The sequence below is a fragment of the Paraburkholderia sp. SUR17 genome, from assembly GCF_029536165.1.
GTDB lineage: Bacteria > Pseudomonadota > Gammaproteobacteria > Burkholderiales > Burkholderiaceae > Paraburkholderia > Paraburkholderia kururiensis.
On the sequence record NZ_CP120509.1, the window covers coordinates 1,033,125 to 1,048,025 of the forward strand.

A 14,901-nucleotide genomic window follows, 5' to 3' on the forward strand; every position below is an offset into this window, starting at 1 on the left:
TGAATTGCCAGATAAGTTTTGCCAAATAAGTTTGCCAATCAAGTTTGCCAGGTAAGTTTCCAGGTAAAGCACCAACGCTGCTCACACGGGATGCTCATGCCGAGACCGCGACCGTCGTTCGCCACCCAGCTTTTCGCACTCTGGATGCTCGTCGCCGTTCTCTGCGGCCTGCTGAGCGCAGCCGTATGGCTCGTCCTGTCGTCTGCGCTGGGTGAGCGCGTGGCGACCGCGAAGCAGCAGGCGGCTGCGGCGTGTACGGCGGTCGCCTCCCGCTATGACCTGTCGATGCAACGTCCCGGCGAAGCCAACGTCGATCTCATGCACGCGGTGCTCGATCTCGTGCTGATTCGCACCGACGGTATAGAAGGCGGTTTCTGGACGAGCGAGCCAGCGCCGGGCGCGCCGAACGGCTTTCTTGCCTACGCCTTTCCTACCTACGACGGCAGCGGTGTCAAACGCGATATCCCCGAAGCCGAGACGCCGCTCATTCTGCGTACGCTGAGAAAGGTAGCGAGCGCACGGCAGACACAGGCCGACGTTGTCTCGAGCGGAGCGGATGCCGTCGTCGCGGTGGCGTGTCCCGTGCCGCGCCAAACGGACGTGTTCGCGTGGGTGCTCACGCGTGCGCGGCCACCGCTCGGGCCTTACGGCGAACGCGCCGTGACCATCCTCGCGAGCGTGCTGGCCATCATCGTCGGGCTGGCGGGGGTTCTGGCGCTGGCACTCCGGCGCTGGAAGCGCAATCTCGCACGGCTCGAACATGCGCTTGCGCCGGATGGCGAGTTCGAACAGGGCAGGCGGCTCGAACGGCTCGGCGAGCGCGACCTGGATCAGATCGTGGATGCGCTCAACCGCTATGTCGAACGCGCCGAACGCTTGAAGCGGGAAGCCAACGCGCTCAGTGCGCAGCTTGCGCAGGCCGAGCGGTTCAGCACGCTGGGCAAGATGGCTGCGCAAATCGCGCATGAGATTCGCAACCCGGCCGGCGCAATGCGTCTCAAGGCCGAGAACGCGCTTGCAGGCGACGGTGCGCGCCGCGAAGCCGCCTTGAAGACCATCATCGAACAGGTGGGGCGCATCGAGACGCAGGTTGCGAGCCTGCTCGCGCTGACACAGCCGATAACGGTCCAGGCACGCGAGGTCGACTTGCGCGCGTGGCTCGACGAGATGGTGCGCACGCATGAGTCGCGCGCTGAAAGCCGTCATGTCGAACTTAGTGTCGACATGGCCGGTTGCGAGGCGAACCCGGTTTTCGACGCGGCGCAACTGGCCCGCGCGCTCGACAATCTCGTCGTGAACGCGCTGCGGCATGCGCCGTCCGGCGGTCACGTCACGATTCGCGCAGGCAAGGCAAGCTCGGACGAGGGCGAGCGGCTCAGGCTCGAAGTCGTCGACAATGGTCCCGGCGTGAGCGCGACGGAACGTGAGCGCATCTTCGAGCCTTTTGTGACCGGGCGGCCTGACGGTTCGGGTCTTGGCCTCGCCGTGGTGCGCGAGATCGCGTCTGCGCATGGCGGGCGGGCGTATCTTGCGGATGATTTGAACATGACGCGTTTCGTGATCGACTTGCCATGGCGACCATACTGATCATCGACGACGACGATGCCTTTCGCGAAGGCCTCGCTGAAACGGTACAAGACCTTGGCCACCGGCCGCTCGAAGCGCGCTCGGGCAAGGAAGCGTTCGAGCGGTTGCACGAGCACGCTGCCACCGACTGCGTCTTTCTCGACTTCCGTTTGCCGGGCGCGGATGGCCTTGCCGTGCTCGAAACGCTGCGTAACACGCCGGGATGGCAGACCGTGCCGGTCGTCATGCTCACGGCGCACGCGACGAGCGACAACACCATCGGCGCGATGCGGCTCGGTGCCTTCGAGCATCTCACCAAGCCGGTGGGCCGCGACGAGATCGCCGCGCTGCTCGAACGCATTTTTTCCACCCAGCGCAACGCGCCCGTTGCGCGCGCGTTCCAGGATGAAGCCGCATCGCGCGAGCCGCAACTGCTCGGTGTGAGCGAAGCCATGCGTGACGTGCAGAAACGCATCGGCCGCGCGGCGGCAACGAACTCCACCGTGCTTATCACGGGAGAAACGGGGACCGGAAAGGAGGTCGCAGCACGTGTGCTCCATCGCGCATCGGCGCGCGCCGGCGGTCCGTTCGTTGCGGTGAACTGCGCGGCGATTCCCGACGACCTGCTCGAAAGCGAACTGTTTGGGCACGCAAGGGGCGCGTTCACGGGCGCCCAGAGCGACAGGGCAGGGCGTTTCGAAGAAGCGCACGGCGGCACGCTGTTTCTCGATGAAGTCGGCGACATGCCGCTTGCCATGCAGGCCAAGCTGCTGCGCGTGCTACAGGAGCGCCAGGTCACGCCGCTTGGAACGAACCGCGTCGTGACGGTTGACGTGCGCGTCGTCGCGGCAACGCATCGCGATCTTCCCTCGATGGTCGCGGCAGGCACGTTTCGACAGGACCTTCTGTTTCGCCTCGACGTGATTCCGCTGCACATGCCGCCATTGCGCGAGCGCGTGGCCGACATTCTGCCGCTTGCCGAACACTTTCTTTCGAGCGCATCCAGCGGCACGCAACGCAAGCATCTTTCCGCCGATGCGCAGCGTCTGCTCGCCACGTTCGCCTGGCCGGGAAATGTCCGCGAACTGGCCAACGCGGTCGAGCGTGCGAGCGCGCTGGCGCCGGGACAGGTGCTCATGCGCGAAGACTTCGGTTTTCTCTCGGCGGCGAAAGGCGGCGCGGATGACGCCATTCCTCCCGACCTTCTCGAACTGCCCCTCACGCAAGCCGTTGCACGGCTCGAACGTGCGCTGATTGTCCACGCGCTGGCCGCATCGGAAGGCAATCGCGCCGAGGCGGCGCGCAAGCTCGGCATCAGCCGTCAATCGCTCTACACGCGTATGACGAGCCTGGGCCTCTCCGGGAACGCGTCGTAACGGCAAGGGTGTCAAGGAAGCGGACAGCGTATGTCCGGTTTCCTGACACGTCGACGCTTCTGCATCGCGCAAATCACCACGGAAGCCCGAGAACACAGACTCGGGACGAATGGCATGGCCTTTGCAAAACACTCCGCGCAACATGAAAGGAGTGAACCGTGCCATCGACCCCATACCCCAGACAACGCATCGCCGTCCGCGTCGTGAGCGCAATGAGCTTCGCCGCCTTGCTCGCGGCAAGCGCCGGATGCGCAGCGCAACCTCGACCGGAAGGAGCCCCGGTTCCCCCGCCGCCGCCCGTGGCACAGGATGCCCCGCCACCGCCTCCAGCAGCGCCGTTAGCCCAGTTAGCCCCGTTAGCCCCATTGGCGCCGCCTGGGGACGTTCCGCCGCCCGGCCTCGCCGATTCAGGCGCATTCACCACGACGCAAGTCACCGTCACCCGCTTTCTCACCAATCCGGACGGCGACGTGGACGGCTTTCTCACGCGTGATGGAGTGCTGGTGAGGTTCCCGCCTCACATGAGCGCGCAGCTCACGTCGGCGGTCCGCCCCGGCGACGTGGTGCAGGTCAGTGGCTGGCGCGACGCGGGAGGCAGCTTCGACGCCCAACGCATCACCAACGCCCGAAGCGGTCAGCAACTCGTCGATCAACCCCCGCCGCCGGATGCCCGGCCCCTGCCGCGCGAGTTGCGAGGCGCAGGCCTCGCGCTGATGAGCGCTCAAGGCCAGGTCGCGTATGTCACGACCGCAAGACGAGGCGAACCCGACGGCGTGATCCTCGCGGACGGCACGGTCATCAAACTCACGCCGCCTGTCGCACAGCAATTCGCGGCGCTCGTCAGGACGGGCGCAACGGTGTCCGCGCAGGGTTACGGCACGCGCAACCAGTACGGCACGGCGTTGCAGGCAACGTCGTTCGGCTCGCCCGGCAACCTGACCCAGATCTACGGACGCTACGACCGTATTCCGCCCGCGCCCTGAACGAGCGCTACCTGAACAATCTTTGGCCCACATCGATTTCGGAGAAACGACATGCATTGGATCGACCCCGCAAGCCTTCCGGAAACCCGCGGCAAGGTCACGCGCTTTCTGTTGAATCCGCACGGCGAACTGGACGGGCTCGTACTTGGCGCGCGCCAGGTGCATTTCCCGCCGCATCTGTCGAAACAGCTTGCGCGGCACGTCGCGCCGGGCGATGCGGTTCGGGTGCGCGGGGTGAAGCCCCGCAATGCGGACATGATTGCCGCCGTTTCCCTCACGACAACGAGCGGCGTGCTCATTCTCGACGAAGGTCCACACCACGAGGGGGAGAAGCATCGGAAGCCGCCTGTCGAACGCAAGCCGATGGAGGCGTCCGGTGAAGTGGTGCTGTCGCTCTTCGGCCCGAAGGGCGAGTTGCGCGGGGCGTTGCTCGACGACGGCACGTCGTTGCGCATGCCGACTCACGCGGCGGCAGAGCTGGCCGGGTATCTGGCCGAGTACCTGGCGCCGGGCGCGCATGTCCAGGCCTGGGGGGCTGGCATCAAGAACCGCCACGGGCGAACGATCGAGGTGGACGAGATTGCGGAACTCGTCGATACGCCGGTAACGGCCTGAGCGCATGGCGGCACACGCACAACCTGGGCCCCCATGAATCCCCGATACGCACTGGAAGGGCTCAACTTCTTCGTGGCCGATGTGCAGGCGGGCATCGGGCCGTTCCTTGGCGTCTTTCTGCAGGCACAGGGCTGGCATCCGGGCGCGATCGGAACGGTCATGACGCTCGGCGGCGTCGCCGGCATGCTCGCCACTTCACCGGCCGGTGCGCTCGTCGATGGCACGCGTCACAAGCGCGGCGTCGTCGTGATTGCGGCGGGCATGACGACACTCGCATCGCTCGTCCTATGGGTGTCGCACAGCTACTGGATGGTCGCCGCTTCCCAAATCTTCACGGCCGTAACAGGGGCCGCATTGGGGCCCGCGTTAGCGGGCCTGACGCTCGGTATCGCGCGCGAACAGGGCTTTGACCGGCAGTTCGGTCGCAACCAGGTGGCCAATCACGCGGGCAATGTGGTGGGTGCCGCGCTTTCGGGCTGGCTGGGTTGGCGGTATGGGTTCGGTGCGGTGTTCGTACCCGCCGGCGTATTTGGCGTGATGACGGTGATCTCGACGCTGCTCATCCGGCGCGATTCGATCGATCACGACAGTGCGCGAGGGCTGGGCGGTTCGTCGGCGGCAAGCCATGAGCACGCGAGCGGCTTTCGCGTGCTGCTGAGCTGCCGGCCGTTGCTGCTGCTGGCCGCCTCGTTGGCGATCTTCCATCTGGGTAATGCGGCGATGCTTCCGCTCTACGGGCTGGCGGTGGTCGCCGCGCACAAGGGCGATCCAGGCGCCTTCACTGCGCAGACGATCGTGGTTGCGCAACTCGTCATGGTGGTCGCGGCGTTCCTGGCGAGCCGCCTCATCCGGCGTATCGGCTACTGGGGCGTCATCCTGATCACGTTCCTCGCGCTGCCGCTTCGCGGGCTCGTTGCCGCGATGTTCATCGACGCGTGGGGCGTGTGGCCGGTGCAGGCGCTCGATGGCATTGGTGCCGGCCTGCAAAGCGTGGCGGTGCCCGCACTGGTGGTGCGACTGTTGCAGGGAACCGGGCGCGTCAACGTCGGGCAGGGCATGGTCATGACCGTGCAGGGCATGGGCGCTGCGCTCAGCCCTGCGTTGGGCGGTGTGCTCGCCCAGCACTTCGGTTACGCAACCGCCTTTCTCGTGCTGGGTGCCGTGTCGACAGGGTCGCTCGCGCTCTGGCTTCTGTTTGGCGCCGCGCTTAAAACGGCGTGCGCCATTCAGCGTGACGTCGCAAGCGATCCGTCTTTGGCCGCATGAATCCGGTTTTCCGGTCGTGAGGCAGGGTGTTCGCTCTCATGCGCGGCATCAGCGTGCCCGTTTCGGTGGCCCGATGTTGTCGGCCAGATCGAATGCCTTCAACGAGAGACAACTGACCAGGATCAAAGAACCCGTTGCCCGCGTGGCTAAGGTGAGATTCGGGCGCCGAATCAAGACAGTTGCTTGCTGGCCGTTGCCGGAAATTCCGGCGTGCAGCCGACCATGCAGCGCGAGGCGCGAGCGCAGGCAAGGAAAGACGGACATGGGCATGTTGAGCTGGATGTGGCATCGAAACACTGCGGTACCGCCGGCCGCAAGCGACGAGGTGCGCGACGCCGTGGAGCGCATCGTCAAGCTGCATCCGCAATTGCGGCTGGTCGGGCAGTACGAGGCACACCTTGCGCGTGCCGTGAGTGTTTCGCTGCAGTACGTCGAAGGTCTGGTCGAGTCGCTACCGCCTGCACGCGAGGCCAGCGCCGCGGCATGGTCTTCCGACGCCTGTATTCACGCGTTCTTCACCGCGCCCGACGACGTGGCCCCGGCGCTCAGCCGCTCCACCGATTTGCAGCACTTCTTCGATGAATGTCCGGCCGCCGGCGAGGTCTTCGCGGTGCTCGGCATGGCGATGACCGAACGTCGTGCGCCGGGCGCAAAACAGGTCGGGCTCGAGGTTCGCTCTGACGTGATGCGTACCACGGTTAGCTTCGGCGATTATCAAGTCCGTGTATGCGGACTCACGGAGACACTCCTGCGGCGCGAAATCGTGCGACGCGTGCTCGATCAGCTGGCCCTGGAAGGGCTCTCGCACGTCGAAGCCGATACGGCCCGGCGCGATGCACTCCAGCAGGAGCGCGCGCTGCTGAAGGCACGCATGCAGCTGCTCGAGCGGGGCGGCGTGGGCATGCGCCAGGTGATGGGCAGCGGCACGGCGCCCGACCTCGCGGAGCGCGCGAAAATCCAGTCGCTGATGGACGAGAACGAGCGCAGCCTCGCCGACCTGGGACTGCAGACCGACGCCCTGCAACGCGAACTCCAGCTGATCTGCGACGTGCTGGCCGATCCGGCTTCGCATCTCGACGTGACGAGAAAGCGCTTGCGGCTCAACGCGATGAACGTGGTGCTCGAAGACAACGATCCGGCGAAGGGCGAGGAGATCGAATTTCGCCTTGCGCGCCTCCCCGCCGACCCGGGCACCTGGCGCGCATTTGCGCTCGTGCGCTTCTCGCGCGCCGACCTGCTGCCGCCCGCGAGCATGCACGAGGAGGCGAGGCACCTGGTGATCTGAGTCTGCTGCCGGCTGCCGGCGGTCGGATGGTCGGGTGGTCGGGTGGTCGGATCCTGGCGGTTTTTTCGACGGGCATCTGTCAAGCCAGATTCGAAATATCGATATACGAGCACGTTATTAGGCGGCCGGCTTTGAATCGCGCGGAATGCTCGCCAAGCCCCGTCTGACGAGCCTTGCGGGCTCGCGGCACGAGGCGCGGCAGCCCTTGGCGCGAGGCGCCGCGGCTCAGGGTGCGTCCCAGCCGAATCGTGACATTTCGATATACTTGCGAACTTTCCCCTAACGACTTTTCGCGGCCTTTCGCCCGCGCAGCGACCGCCCGTTTACCGGCGTGCCGCCCCCGTGCGCTGAGCGCGACCGCTTCCGCTCACTATGTCCGATCTCTCCACGCCGTTCGGCGGCGCGTCTAGCCGGCTCGTCAACATCAATCCGAAGCCGCTTGCCGTTGCGCTCGCGCTCGTCGTACTCGGTGCCCTCTATCTCGCGCAGACCGTCAGCGCGAAGCAGGCCACGCTGTACGTGCTGGGCGCGCTGCTCGGCATGACGCTCTATCACGCCGCGTTCGGCTTCACGTCCGCGTGGCGCGTGTTCATCGCGGACGGGCGCGGCGCCGGTCTGCGTGCGCAGATGCTGATGCTCGCAGTGGGCGTGCTGTTGTTCTTCCCGGCGCTTTCGGCCGGCACGTTGTTCGGTCATCCGGTGGCGGGCGAGGTGGCGCCCGTCGGCGTGTCGGTCCTGATCGGCGCGTTCATCTTCGGCATCGGCATGCAGCTGGGCGGCGGCTGCGCCTCCGGCACGCTCTACACGGTGGGGGGCGGCAGCACGCGCATGGTGGTCACGCTGATTGCGTTCGTCGTCGGTTCCGTGGTGGGCACCGCGCATCTGCCGTTCTGGAGCGCGCTGCCGCATCTGCAGCCCATCTCGCTCGTGAAAACGCTGGGCGCGGGCCCCGCCATCGCGCTGAACCTCGTGGTGTTCGCGTTGATTGCGGCGCTTACCGTGCTGATCGAAAAACGCCGTCACGGCCGTCTCGTGAGCGACGACGCACCGAACACGTCGTCGTGGCTGCGTGGCCCGTGGCCGCTGCTCGTGGGCGGCGTGGTGCTCGCCGTGCTCAACTTCGTGACGCTTGCGATCTCGGGCCGTCCCTGGGGCGTCACGTCGGCGTTTGCGCTGTGGGGCGCCAAGGCGTTCTCGGCAATGGGCGTCGACGTTGCGAGCTGGCATGTGTGGAGCACCGGCCCGAACGCGGCGGCGCTCGCCGCGCCGGTGAGCCACGACGTGAAGTCGGTGATGGATATCGGCATCGTGATCGGCGCGATGGTGGCTGCATCGCTCGCCGGCCGCTATGCGCCGGTGTGGCGGCTGCCGCTGCGCTCGCTGATCGCGGCCGTGGTGGGCGGGCTGCTGCTCGGCTACGGCGCGCGTCTTGCGTACGGCTGCAATATCGGCGCGTATTTCAGCGGCATCGTGTCGGGCAGCCTGCACGGCTGGCTGTGGCTCGTCGCGGCGTTTCTCGGCAACGTGGTGGGCACGAAGCTGCGTCCGGCATTCGGGCTCGCCGTGGAGCGCGTGAAGCAGACGGGTTGCTGATCGCAGCGGCTTCGGCCACGAATTCCGGTGGTCGATGGAGCAAGGAAGGCAACGCCTCGCGCGTTGCCTTTTTTTATTCGACGGGAAGGCAGCAGGCGGGGTGCGCCGTCCGCTTTTTTCGATCACTCAAAGGAAGCCGCATGTACTCGTCCACCTTCGTTTTCAAGGCCGGTCAATTCGACGACGAGTTCCATCGCCTCGACAAACAGATCGCGGAAGCCGCGCGCGCGATTCCCGGCTATCTCGGCGAGGAGACCTGGGAGAACGCAAGCGCGGGGCTGATCCAGAACATCTACTACTGGGAGTCGGAAGCGGCGCTGCGGCAATTGATCGAGCATCCGGCGCACCGCGAAGCGAAGGGCAAGCAGGCGCGCTGGCTCGACGGCTACCGCGTCGTGATCGCGAAGGTCATCCGGCAATACGGCGACGGCGGAGTTTGAGCCTGGTTTGAACCTGGTGTGAGTCTGGTATGAGCGCGGCGCACGCTCGCATGGACCCTCGCGTGCTTACTCGAGCGTTCGTATCGAATTGCTGATGCCTCGCGCGCAATCGATCACGGCCGGTGCGAGCTTTAGCCGTGCGTCGTCGAAAGTCCATCGGCTGGTGGGCGCCACCACGTGTACCGCGGCGACGGGGCGCCCCTGGCTTCCCACCACCGGCGCCGCGATCGACATATCGCCAATGAACAACTCTTCGCGGTTCGTGGCATAGCCGTTCTGGCGCACTTCGGCGAGCAGTTCGCCGAGCCGTGCCACGTCGGTCACGGTGTTCGCCGTGAACGCCACGCGATTCATCTGCTCGAGGCGCGCGCGTGCCTCGTCCGCAGGCAACGCGCTCAGGAATGCGCGCCCGCTGCCTGTGCAATACATGGGGATGCGGCTGCCGATGGGCATGTGTATCGGCACGAACTTCGTCGAGACGAAGCGCGAGACGTACACCATCTCGTCGTCATCGGGCTCCGTGAGGTTGGTCGTCTCGCCCGTGATGTTCGTGAGTTCCGAGAGGAACGGATTCGCCACATCGATCAAGGTGTCCGCAGCCAGATAGTTGAAGCCGATCTGCATCACGCGCGGCGCCAGCTGGTAGCGGCGCGTGAGCGGATGTTTGCGGATATAGCCCAGCTTCTCCAGCGTGTAGACCATGCGCTGCGCCGAGCTTTTGGACATCGACGCCGCCTCGGCCACTTCGGCCAGCGTCATCGTGCGGCGCTTCGCGCTGAACGCGCGCAGCACGTTCAACCCCTTTTCCAGCGACTGATTGAAGAGCAGGTCGGTGCCGTTTCCGGCGTCATTGTCGGCAGGCGAATTGTCCATCGTGGTCCGTCCGTTGAACGCGCGTTGAGTGCAATACCACATCATATCGTATCGAATATCGATACACAAAAATCTATTTGCGATTTTTTTGATTCGACTATCATGATCTCGCGGTCACAAAACAACATTGCCGACGGTTCATGTCGATCCGGCGGCGCCTTGCCAGGAGAAATGCATGGTCACGTTCGTCAAACGCCTTACCTTGCTTGCAGCCGGCTTTGCCACCTGTTTCGCCATTTCCTCGGGCGCCGCGCGCGCCGAGCCCACCTGGAAGGTGGGCGCAACGGCCACGGGTGTGCCGTTCACGTTCCTCGACGTCAAAACCAATTCCATTCAGGGAATGATGGTGGATGCCATCGAAGCGGCGGGCCGCGCGGGCGGCTTCAAGGTCGAGGTGCAGCAGAGCGTGTTTTCCGCGCTGATTCCATCGCTGACCACGCAGAAGATCGACATCATTTCCGCGGCCATGCTGAAGACGCCCGCGCGCCAGCAGATCGTCGATTTTTCGGACACGGTCTATTCGTACGGCGAAGGGCTCGTCGTGCGGGCCGACGACAAAGGCCACTACACCTCGATGGACGATCTCAAGGGCGAAGTGGTGGGCGCGCAGGTGGGCACGGCGTTCGTCGATGCGTTGAACAAGAAGGGCATCTTCAAGGAAGTGCGCACCTACGATTCCGTCGCGGACATCATGCGCGACGTGGCACTGGGCCGGATCAAGGCGGGTTTCGCCGATCAGCCCATCGTTGCCTACCAGTTGCAGCAGGGCGCCAATCCGCAGGTGCGGCTCGTGCCCGAGTATCAGTCGGCGGTGAAGGGGCAGGTGTGCTTCGTCGTGCGTAAGGGCGATACGGCCATGCTCGAACAGCTGAACTCGGCCATCAGGAAGATGAAGACCGACGGCACGCTGCAGCAGATTCTGCAGAAGTGGCACATGAGCTAACGGCGAGACGTTGCGCTGTATTCGAAGCTGTCCGTGCCCCATAGCGGCCCGGACGATCTGCAAAGTGTGTCGGGAGACGCGATGTTCGTGCAGAACGCAATCGACTTTTTGCCGATCCTGCTGAAAGGCGCAGTCATCACGATCGAGATCACGGCCTGTGCATTCGTGCTCAGTTCGGTTCTCGGTCTGGTGCTCGCGTTGCTCAAGGTGTCGCGCAACCGTGCCGCATCGGCGTTCGGCAGCACCGTGATCAATCTGATCCGCGGGCTGCCGATCATCGTGCAGCTCTTCTACATCTATTTCGTGCTGCCGGACCTGGGCGTGCAGCTGTCGGCGTTTCAGGCCGGGGTCATCGGGCTTGGCATCGCTTACTCCGCGTATCAGGCGGAAAACTTTCGCGCGGGCATCGAAGCCATCGACCACGGGCAGATTGAAGCCGCGCACGCCATCGGCATGCGCGGCCCACTCATCATGCGGCGCGTGGTGCTGCCGCAGGCGTTCAGGATCGCGCTGCCGCCCTATGGCAATACGCTCGTCATGCTGCTGAAGGACTCGTCGGTTGCCTCCACCATCACCGTTGCCGAAATCACGCGCGCGGGGCAGCTGATTGCGTCGTCGACCTTCCAGAACATGACGGTCTACACGCTCGTCGCGCTGCTGTATCTGGTGCTGAGCCTGCCGCTGATGTTCGGCGTCAACCAGCTTGGCAAGCGGCTTGCCGTGAGGAAAAGCCGATGATCGAAATCAACGCGATACACAAGCGCTTTCACCACCAGGAAGTGCTCAAGGGTGTGAGCCTCAACGTCGAGGCGGGGGAAGTGGTGTGCCTGATCGGGCCGTCCGGGTCGGGCAAGTCGACCGTGCTGCGCTGTATCAACGGCTTCGAGACCTACGATTCCGGGTCCATCACGATAGACGGCGTGCGCGTGGATGCTCACGCGAAGAACATTCACGAATTGCGCATGCGCGTGGGCATGGTGTTTCAGCGCTTCAACCTGTTTGCGCACAGAACGGCCCTCGAAAACGTGATGGAAGGGCCGGTCTATGTGCGCCGCACGCCGGTTGCGCGGGCTCGCGACGAGGCGCGGCACCTGCTCGATAAGGTCGGCCTCTCGCATCGGATGAATGCGTATCCTGCGGAGCTTTCGGGCGGTCAGCAGCAGCGTGTGGCGATTGCGCGCGCGCTTGCCATGGAGCCGGCGGCGCTGCTCTTCGACGAGCCCACGTCCGCGCTCGATCCCGAGCTCGTGGGCGAAGTGCTGGCCGTGATGCGCGCGCTCGCACGCGACGGCATGACGATGGTGGTCGTCACGCACGAAATGGCCTTCGCCCGCGAAGTGGCCGACCGCGTGTGCTTCCTGCACGGCGGCACGATCTGCGAGACGGGGGCCGCGCGCGAGGTCCTGAGCCATCCCCAGCATCCGCGCACGCAGGACTTCCTGCGGCGCCTGCTGTCTCCTGACGGCACGCCCGCCGGCGCTAACCCGAACTGAACATGATCGAAGTGAAAGAAGGTGCAATGCTGCCCGATTCGTTGTGGGCCGCAACGGCGCAGCCTGCGCCCGATACGCCGGCTCTGCGCGAGTCGGTATCGTGCGACGTGGCGATCGTGGGTGCAGGGTTCACGGGCCTCTCGACGGCCTTGCATCTGGCGGAGCGCGGCGTGAAGGTGTGCGTGCTCGATGCCGCGCAGCCGGGGTGGGGCGCCTCGGGCCGCAATGGCGGTCAGGTGATTCCCGGGCTCAAGTACGACCCCGACGAACTCGTGCGGCGGTTCGGCGAAACAGCCGGCAATCGTCTGGTGGAGACGGTGGGCGGCGCGGCCGACAGCGTGTTCGAGTTGATCGAGCGGTACGGCATCGATTGCGAGGCGGTACGGGGCGGCTGGATCCAGCCGGCGCCGTCGCGTGCCATGCTCGAAACCGTGACGCGCCGTGCGCAGCAGTGGGCGGCGCGCGGCGCGAAGGTCAGCCTGCTCGATGCCGCCGGCATTTCGCAGCGGCTTGGCACGAGCGCTTACGTGGGCGGATGGATCGATCATCGCGCCGGCAGCATCCAGCCGCTCAGCTATGTGCGGGGTCTCACGCGCGCGGCCCAGACGCTCGGCGTTGCCGTGCATGGACACACGTCGGTCAAGCGCCTCTCGCGTGACAAACGCGGCTGGCAGGTAGAGACGCACGGCGGTGCGAACGTGGTCGCGCAGCACGTGGTGATCGCGACCAACGGCTATACCGGGGCGCTTTGGCCGGGCCTGCGGCAGTCGGTGATCGCGGCGAACAGCTTTCTCGTCGCTACGCGGCCGCTGGCTCCCGGCGTGGGCGACGCCATTCTGCGCGGCGGTGAAGTGGCCTCCGATTCGCGTCGTCTTTTGCTGTACTTCCGGCGCGATGCGGCAGGGCGGTTGTTGATGGGCGGTCGCGGGCCTTTTTCGGACCCGCGTGCGAACAGCGACTGGGCGCATCTCGAACGCGCCGTCGAGTTGATGTATCCGCAATTGAAGGGCATCGAGTATGAGTATCGGTGGGCGGGGCGCGTCGCGATCACGGCCGATTTTCTGCCGCACGTCCACGAACCCGCGCCGGGGCTCAGCATCGCGCTTGGCTACAACGGCCGCGGCATTGCGATGGCCACGACGCTAGGCAAGCATCTTGCCGCGCGCATTGCAGGCGACGCCCGCGCTCCGTTTCCGTTTGCCGTCACCGCGGTCAAACCGATCCCGTTCCATGGGCTGCAGCGCTTTTACATCGCGGCGGGCGTTGCGTGGTACCGGCTGATGGACGCCATCGCCTGAGCGCGACAAGACCTTCCTCCAGCGCCGCAAACCTCGGCGCACCTTTCTTGCTACACGGTAGAGCCCGCTGCATGTGCTGCATGTGCAGCAGGTTCGCGGGCACAACGTCCGTCACGTGAAAGCCGCCGTCCACTGGAGGAAAGCCATGCAACGCATGAACGCAAGGGGGTGTGCCGCAATTGTTGTCGCGATGAGCCTGCTGACCGCGGCGTGCGGCGGCGGAGGAACCGGCTCGGGCAGTAGCGCCGGCACGGCGGGCCCCGCTGGCGGCGTGCATCTCCAGGTGGTGTCGTTCGGCGACAGCCTCTCTGACGTCGGCACCTATGCGCCGCTCGCGGGCGCCCTGGGCGGTGGACGCTTCACGACCAACCCGGGCCAGGTGTGGACGCAGGATGTCGCGCAGTACTACGGCGACACGCTGACGCCCGCCTTTTCGATCGACGCCAGCCACAAGCTCAGCGCGCAAAGCGGTCTGGGCTACGCAGAGGGCGGCGCCACGGTGGCCACGCCCGCGAACCTCTACGACTATCTGACCGACGTGCTGGGCAACATCGAAATGCCCATGAACCAGCAGGTGTCGAGTTATCTGGCCGCGCATGGAAGCTTCAACGCGAACCAGCTGGTGCTGGTGTGGGCCGGCGCAAACGATGTGCTGCGTGCCGGCTCGCTGCCCGCTGCCGCGCCCACGGTGCAGACAGCAGCGAACACGCTCGTCCAGCTCGTCGCGCAGATCGTGCAGAGTGGGGCGACGCACGTCGTCGTGGTCAATCTGCCCAACATCGGGCTATCGCCCAAAGGCGTGACGTCCGCGGACGGCGGCGCGAATCTGACGCAGCTTTCGCAACGCTTCAACGACACGCTGAACGCGGGTTTGCAGACCAACGGTCTTCAGAGCAAGGTCATCGAGATCGATGCCTTCACCTGGCTCAACCAGGTTGTCGCGAATTTCCAGGCCAACGGCTTCGCCGTCTCCAACACGGGCACGGCGTGCGACCCTGCGAAGACGCCGCACGACACCGCATTGCTCTGTTCACCGCCCACCTACACGACGCCCAACGCCGACCAGACCTACATGTTCGCCGACGACCTGCATCCCGCCACCCGCCTGCATACGCTCTTCGCGCAGTTCGTGGAGCAACAGATTGCGAAGAGCGGGCTCGGGCGCTGAGC

The 14,901-nt window shown here is 65.4% G+C and carries 15 protein-coding genes; 13 read left to right on the plus strand and 2 right to left on the minus strand.

The genetic code is table 11. The features are described 5' to 3' along the window. Positions 1–90: 90 nt before the first annotated feature. The 5 genes from P2869_RS22115 (at position 91) to P2869_RS22135 (ending at position 5,806) form a co-directional block, all read left to right on the plus strand. Positions 91–1,587, plus strand: coding sequence for a HAMP domain-containing sensor histidine kinase (locus P2869_RS22115; RefSeq protein ID WP_277599564.1), 1,497 nt, complete (start codon positions 91–93; stop codon positions 1,585–1,587). Then, positions 1,572–2,942, plus strand: a complete 1,371-nt coding sequence (locus P2869_RS22120; protein WP_277599565.1) for a sigma-54 dependent transcriptional regulator — start codon at positions 1,572–1,574, stop codon at positions 2,940–2,942. Before P2869_RS22115 ends, P2869_RS22120 begins: the two co-directional genes overlap by 16 nt. A gap of 365 nt (positions 2,943–3,307) precedes the next feature. Next, the gene (locus tag P2869_RS22125; protein ID WP_346833756.1) at positions 3,308–3,925 is read left to right on the plus strand and encodes a hypothetical protein; all 618 of its coding nucleotides are present in this window, start codon (positions 3,308–3,310) and stop codon (positions 3,923–3,925) included. Between the two features lie 51 nt (positions 3,926–3,976). Then, entirely contained in the window at positions 3,977–4,540 is a 564-nt protein-coding gene (locus tag P2869_RS22130) for a hypothetical protein (protein ID WP_277599566.1), read from the plus strand. A gap of 33 nt (positions 4,541–4,573) precedes the next feature. Further along, the gene (locus P2869_RS22135) at positions 4,574–5,806 is read left to right on the plus strand and encodes an MFS transporter (protein WP_277599567.1); all 1,233 of its coding nucleotides are present in this window, start codon (positions 4,574–4,576) and stop codon (positions 5,804–5,806) included. Between the two features lie 48 nt (positions 5,807–5,854). Here P2869_RS22135 and P2869_RS22140 read toward each other — a convergent pair whose 3' ends face one another. Further along, positions 5,855–6,076 carry a hypothetical protein gene (locus tag P2869_RS22140; RefSeq protein ID WP_277599568.1) on the minus strand — a complete coding sequence of 74 codons (222 nt, stop codon included), beginning with the start codon at positions 6,074–6,076 and terminating at the stop codon, positions 5,855–5,857. On the opposite strand from P2869_RS22140, the gene P2869_RS22145 reads away from it, so the two are divergent. The 3 genes from P2869_RS22145 to P2869_RS22155 all read left to right on the plus strand — a co-directional run bounded on the left by P2869_RS22145 (position 6,069) and on the right by P2869_RS22155 (position 9,124). After that, a complete protein-coding gene (locus P2869_RS22145; RefSeq protein ID WP_199541234.1) occupies positions 6,069–7,091 on the plus strand; it encodes a hypothetical protein in 1,023 nt (340 codons plus the stop codon). The two genes, P2869_RS22140 and P2869_RS22145, sit on opposite strands and share 8 nt — an antisense overlap. Before the next feature lie 372 nt (positions 7,092–7,463). Then, positions 7,464–8,684: a YeeE/YedE family protein gene (locus P2869_RS22150; protein WP_277599569.1), complete on the plus strand. Its 1,221-nt coding sequence runs from the start codon at positions 7,464–7,466 to the stop codon at positions 8,682–8,684. Between the two features lie 140 nt (positions 8,685–8,824). Then, complete coding sequence (locus tag P2869_RS22155; RefSeq protein WP_017778238.1) at positions 8,825–9,124, plus strand: antibiotic biosynthesis monooxygenase; 300 nt, start codon at positions 8,825–8,827, stop codon at positions 9,122–9,124. A gap of 66 nt (positions 9,125–9,190) precedes the next feature. Here the strand turns inward: P2869_RS22155 and P2869_RS22160 are convergent, their stop codons facing one another. Then, positions 9,191–9,997 (minus strand): IclR family transcriptional regulator, encoded by an 807-nt coding sequence (locus P2869_RS22160; RefSeq protein ID WP_277599570.1) that lies wholly within the window; start codon positions 9,995–9,997, stop codon positions 9,191–9,193. Positions 9,998–10,172: 175 nt separating this feature from the next. Here P2869_RS22160 and P2869_RS22165 point away from each other — a divergent pair, with 175 nt between their 5' ends. The 5 genes from P2869_RS22165 (at position 10,173) to P2869_RS22185 (ending at position 14,899) form a co-directional block, all read left to right on the plus strand. After that, positions 10,173–10,940, plus strand: a complete 768-nt coding sequence (locus P2869_RS22165; protein ID WP_017778240.1) for an ABC transporter substrate-binding protein — start codon at positions 10,173–10,175, stop codon at positions 10,938–10,940. A gap of 81 nt (positions 10,941–11,021) precedes the next feature. Beyond that, positions 11,022–11,678 (plus strand): amino acid ABC transporter permease, encoded by a 657-nt coding sequence (locus P2869_RS22170; protein WP_042303179.1) that lies wholly within the window; start codon positions 11,022–11,024, stop codon positions 11,676–11,678. Further along, entirely contained in the window at positions 11,675–12,433 is a 759-nt protein-coding gene (locus P2869_RS22175) for an amino acid ABC transporter ATP-binding protein (RefSeq protein WP_017778242.1), read from the plus strand. Before P2869_RS22170 ends, P2869_RS22175 begins: the two co-directional genes overlap by 4 nt. A 2-nt stretch (positions 12,434–12,435) precedes the next feature. Beyond that, a complete protein-coding gene (locus P2869_RS22180) occupies positions 12,436–13,731 on the plus strand; it encodes an FAD-binding oxidoreductase (RefSeq protein ID WP_277599571.1) in 1,296 nt (431 codons plus the stop codon). Positions 13,732–13,876: 145 nt separating this feature from the next. Further along, positions 13,877–14,899: an SGNH/GDSL hydrolase family protein gene (locus P2869_RS22185; RefSeq protein ID WP_277599572.1), complete on the plus strand. Its 1,023-nt coding sequence runs from the start codon at positions 13,877–13,879 to the stop codon at positions 14,897–14,899. Positions 14,900–14,901: the final 2 nt, after the last annotated feature.

Bases quoted from the DNA above. Each gene is read 5' to 3' on its own strand.
- P2869_RS22140 (WP_277599568.1), bottom strand. From the start codon at position 6,076: ATGCCCATGTCCGTCTTTCCTTGCCTGCGCTCGCGCCTCGCGCTGCAT.
- P2869_RS22180 (WP_277599571.1), top strand. From the start codon at position 12,436: ATGATCGAAGTGAAAGAAGGTGCAATGCTGCCCGATTCGTTGTGGGCC.
- P2869_RS22135 (WP_277599567.1), top strand. From the start codon at position 4,574: ATGAATCCCCGATACGCACTGGAAGGGCTCAACTTCTTCGTGGCCGAT.
- P2869_RS22170 (WP_042303179.1), top strand. From the start codon at position 11,022: ATGTTCGTGCAGAACGCAATCGACTTTTTGCCGATCCTGCTGAAAGGC.
- P2869_RS22145 (WP_199541234.1), top strand. From the start codon at position 6,069: ATGGGCATGTTGAGCTGGATGTGGCATCGAAACACTGCGGTACCGCCG.
- P2869_RS22115 (WP_277599564.1), top strand. From the start codon at position 91: ATGCTCATGCCGAGACCGCGACCGTCGTTCGCCACCCAGCTTTTCGCA.
- P2869_RS22185 (WP_277599572.1), top strand. From the start codon at position 13,877: ATGCAACGCATGAACGCAAGGGGGTGTGCCGCAATTGTTGTCGCGATG.
- P2869_RS22130 (WP_277599566.1), top strand. From the start codon at position 3,977: ATGCATTGGATCGACCCCGCAAGCCTTCCGGAAACCCGCGGCAAGGTC.
- P2869_RS22175 (WP_017778242.1), top strand. From the start codon at position 11,675: ATGATCGAAATCAACGCGATACACAAGCGCTTTCACCACCAGGAAGTG.
- P2869_RS22160 (WP_277599570.1), bottom strand. From the start codon at position 9,997: ATGGACAATTCGCCTGCCGACAATGACGCCGGAAACGGCACCGACCTG.
- P2869_RS22165 (WP_017778240.1), top strand. From the start codon at position 10,173: ATGGTCACGTTCGTCAAACGCCTTACCTTGCTTGCAGCCGGCTTTGCC.
- P2869_RS22155 (WP_017778238.1), top strand. From the start codon at position 8,825: ATGTACTCGTCCACCTTCGTTTTCAAGGCCGGTCAATTCGACGACGAG.
- P2869_RS22150 (WP_277599569.1), top strand. From the start codon at position 7,464: ATGTCCGATCTCTCCACGCCGTTCGGCGGCGCGTCTAGCCGGCTCGTC.
- P2869_RS22120 (WP_277599565.1), top strand. From the start codon at position 1,572: ATGGCGACCATACTGATCATCGACGACGACGATGCCTTTCGCGAAGGC.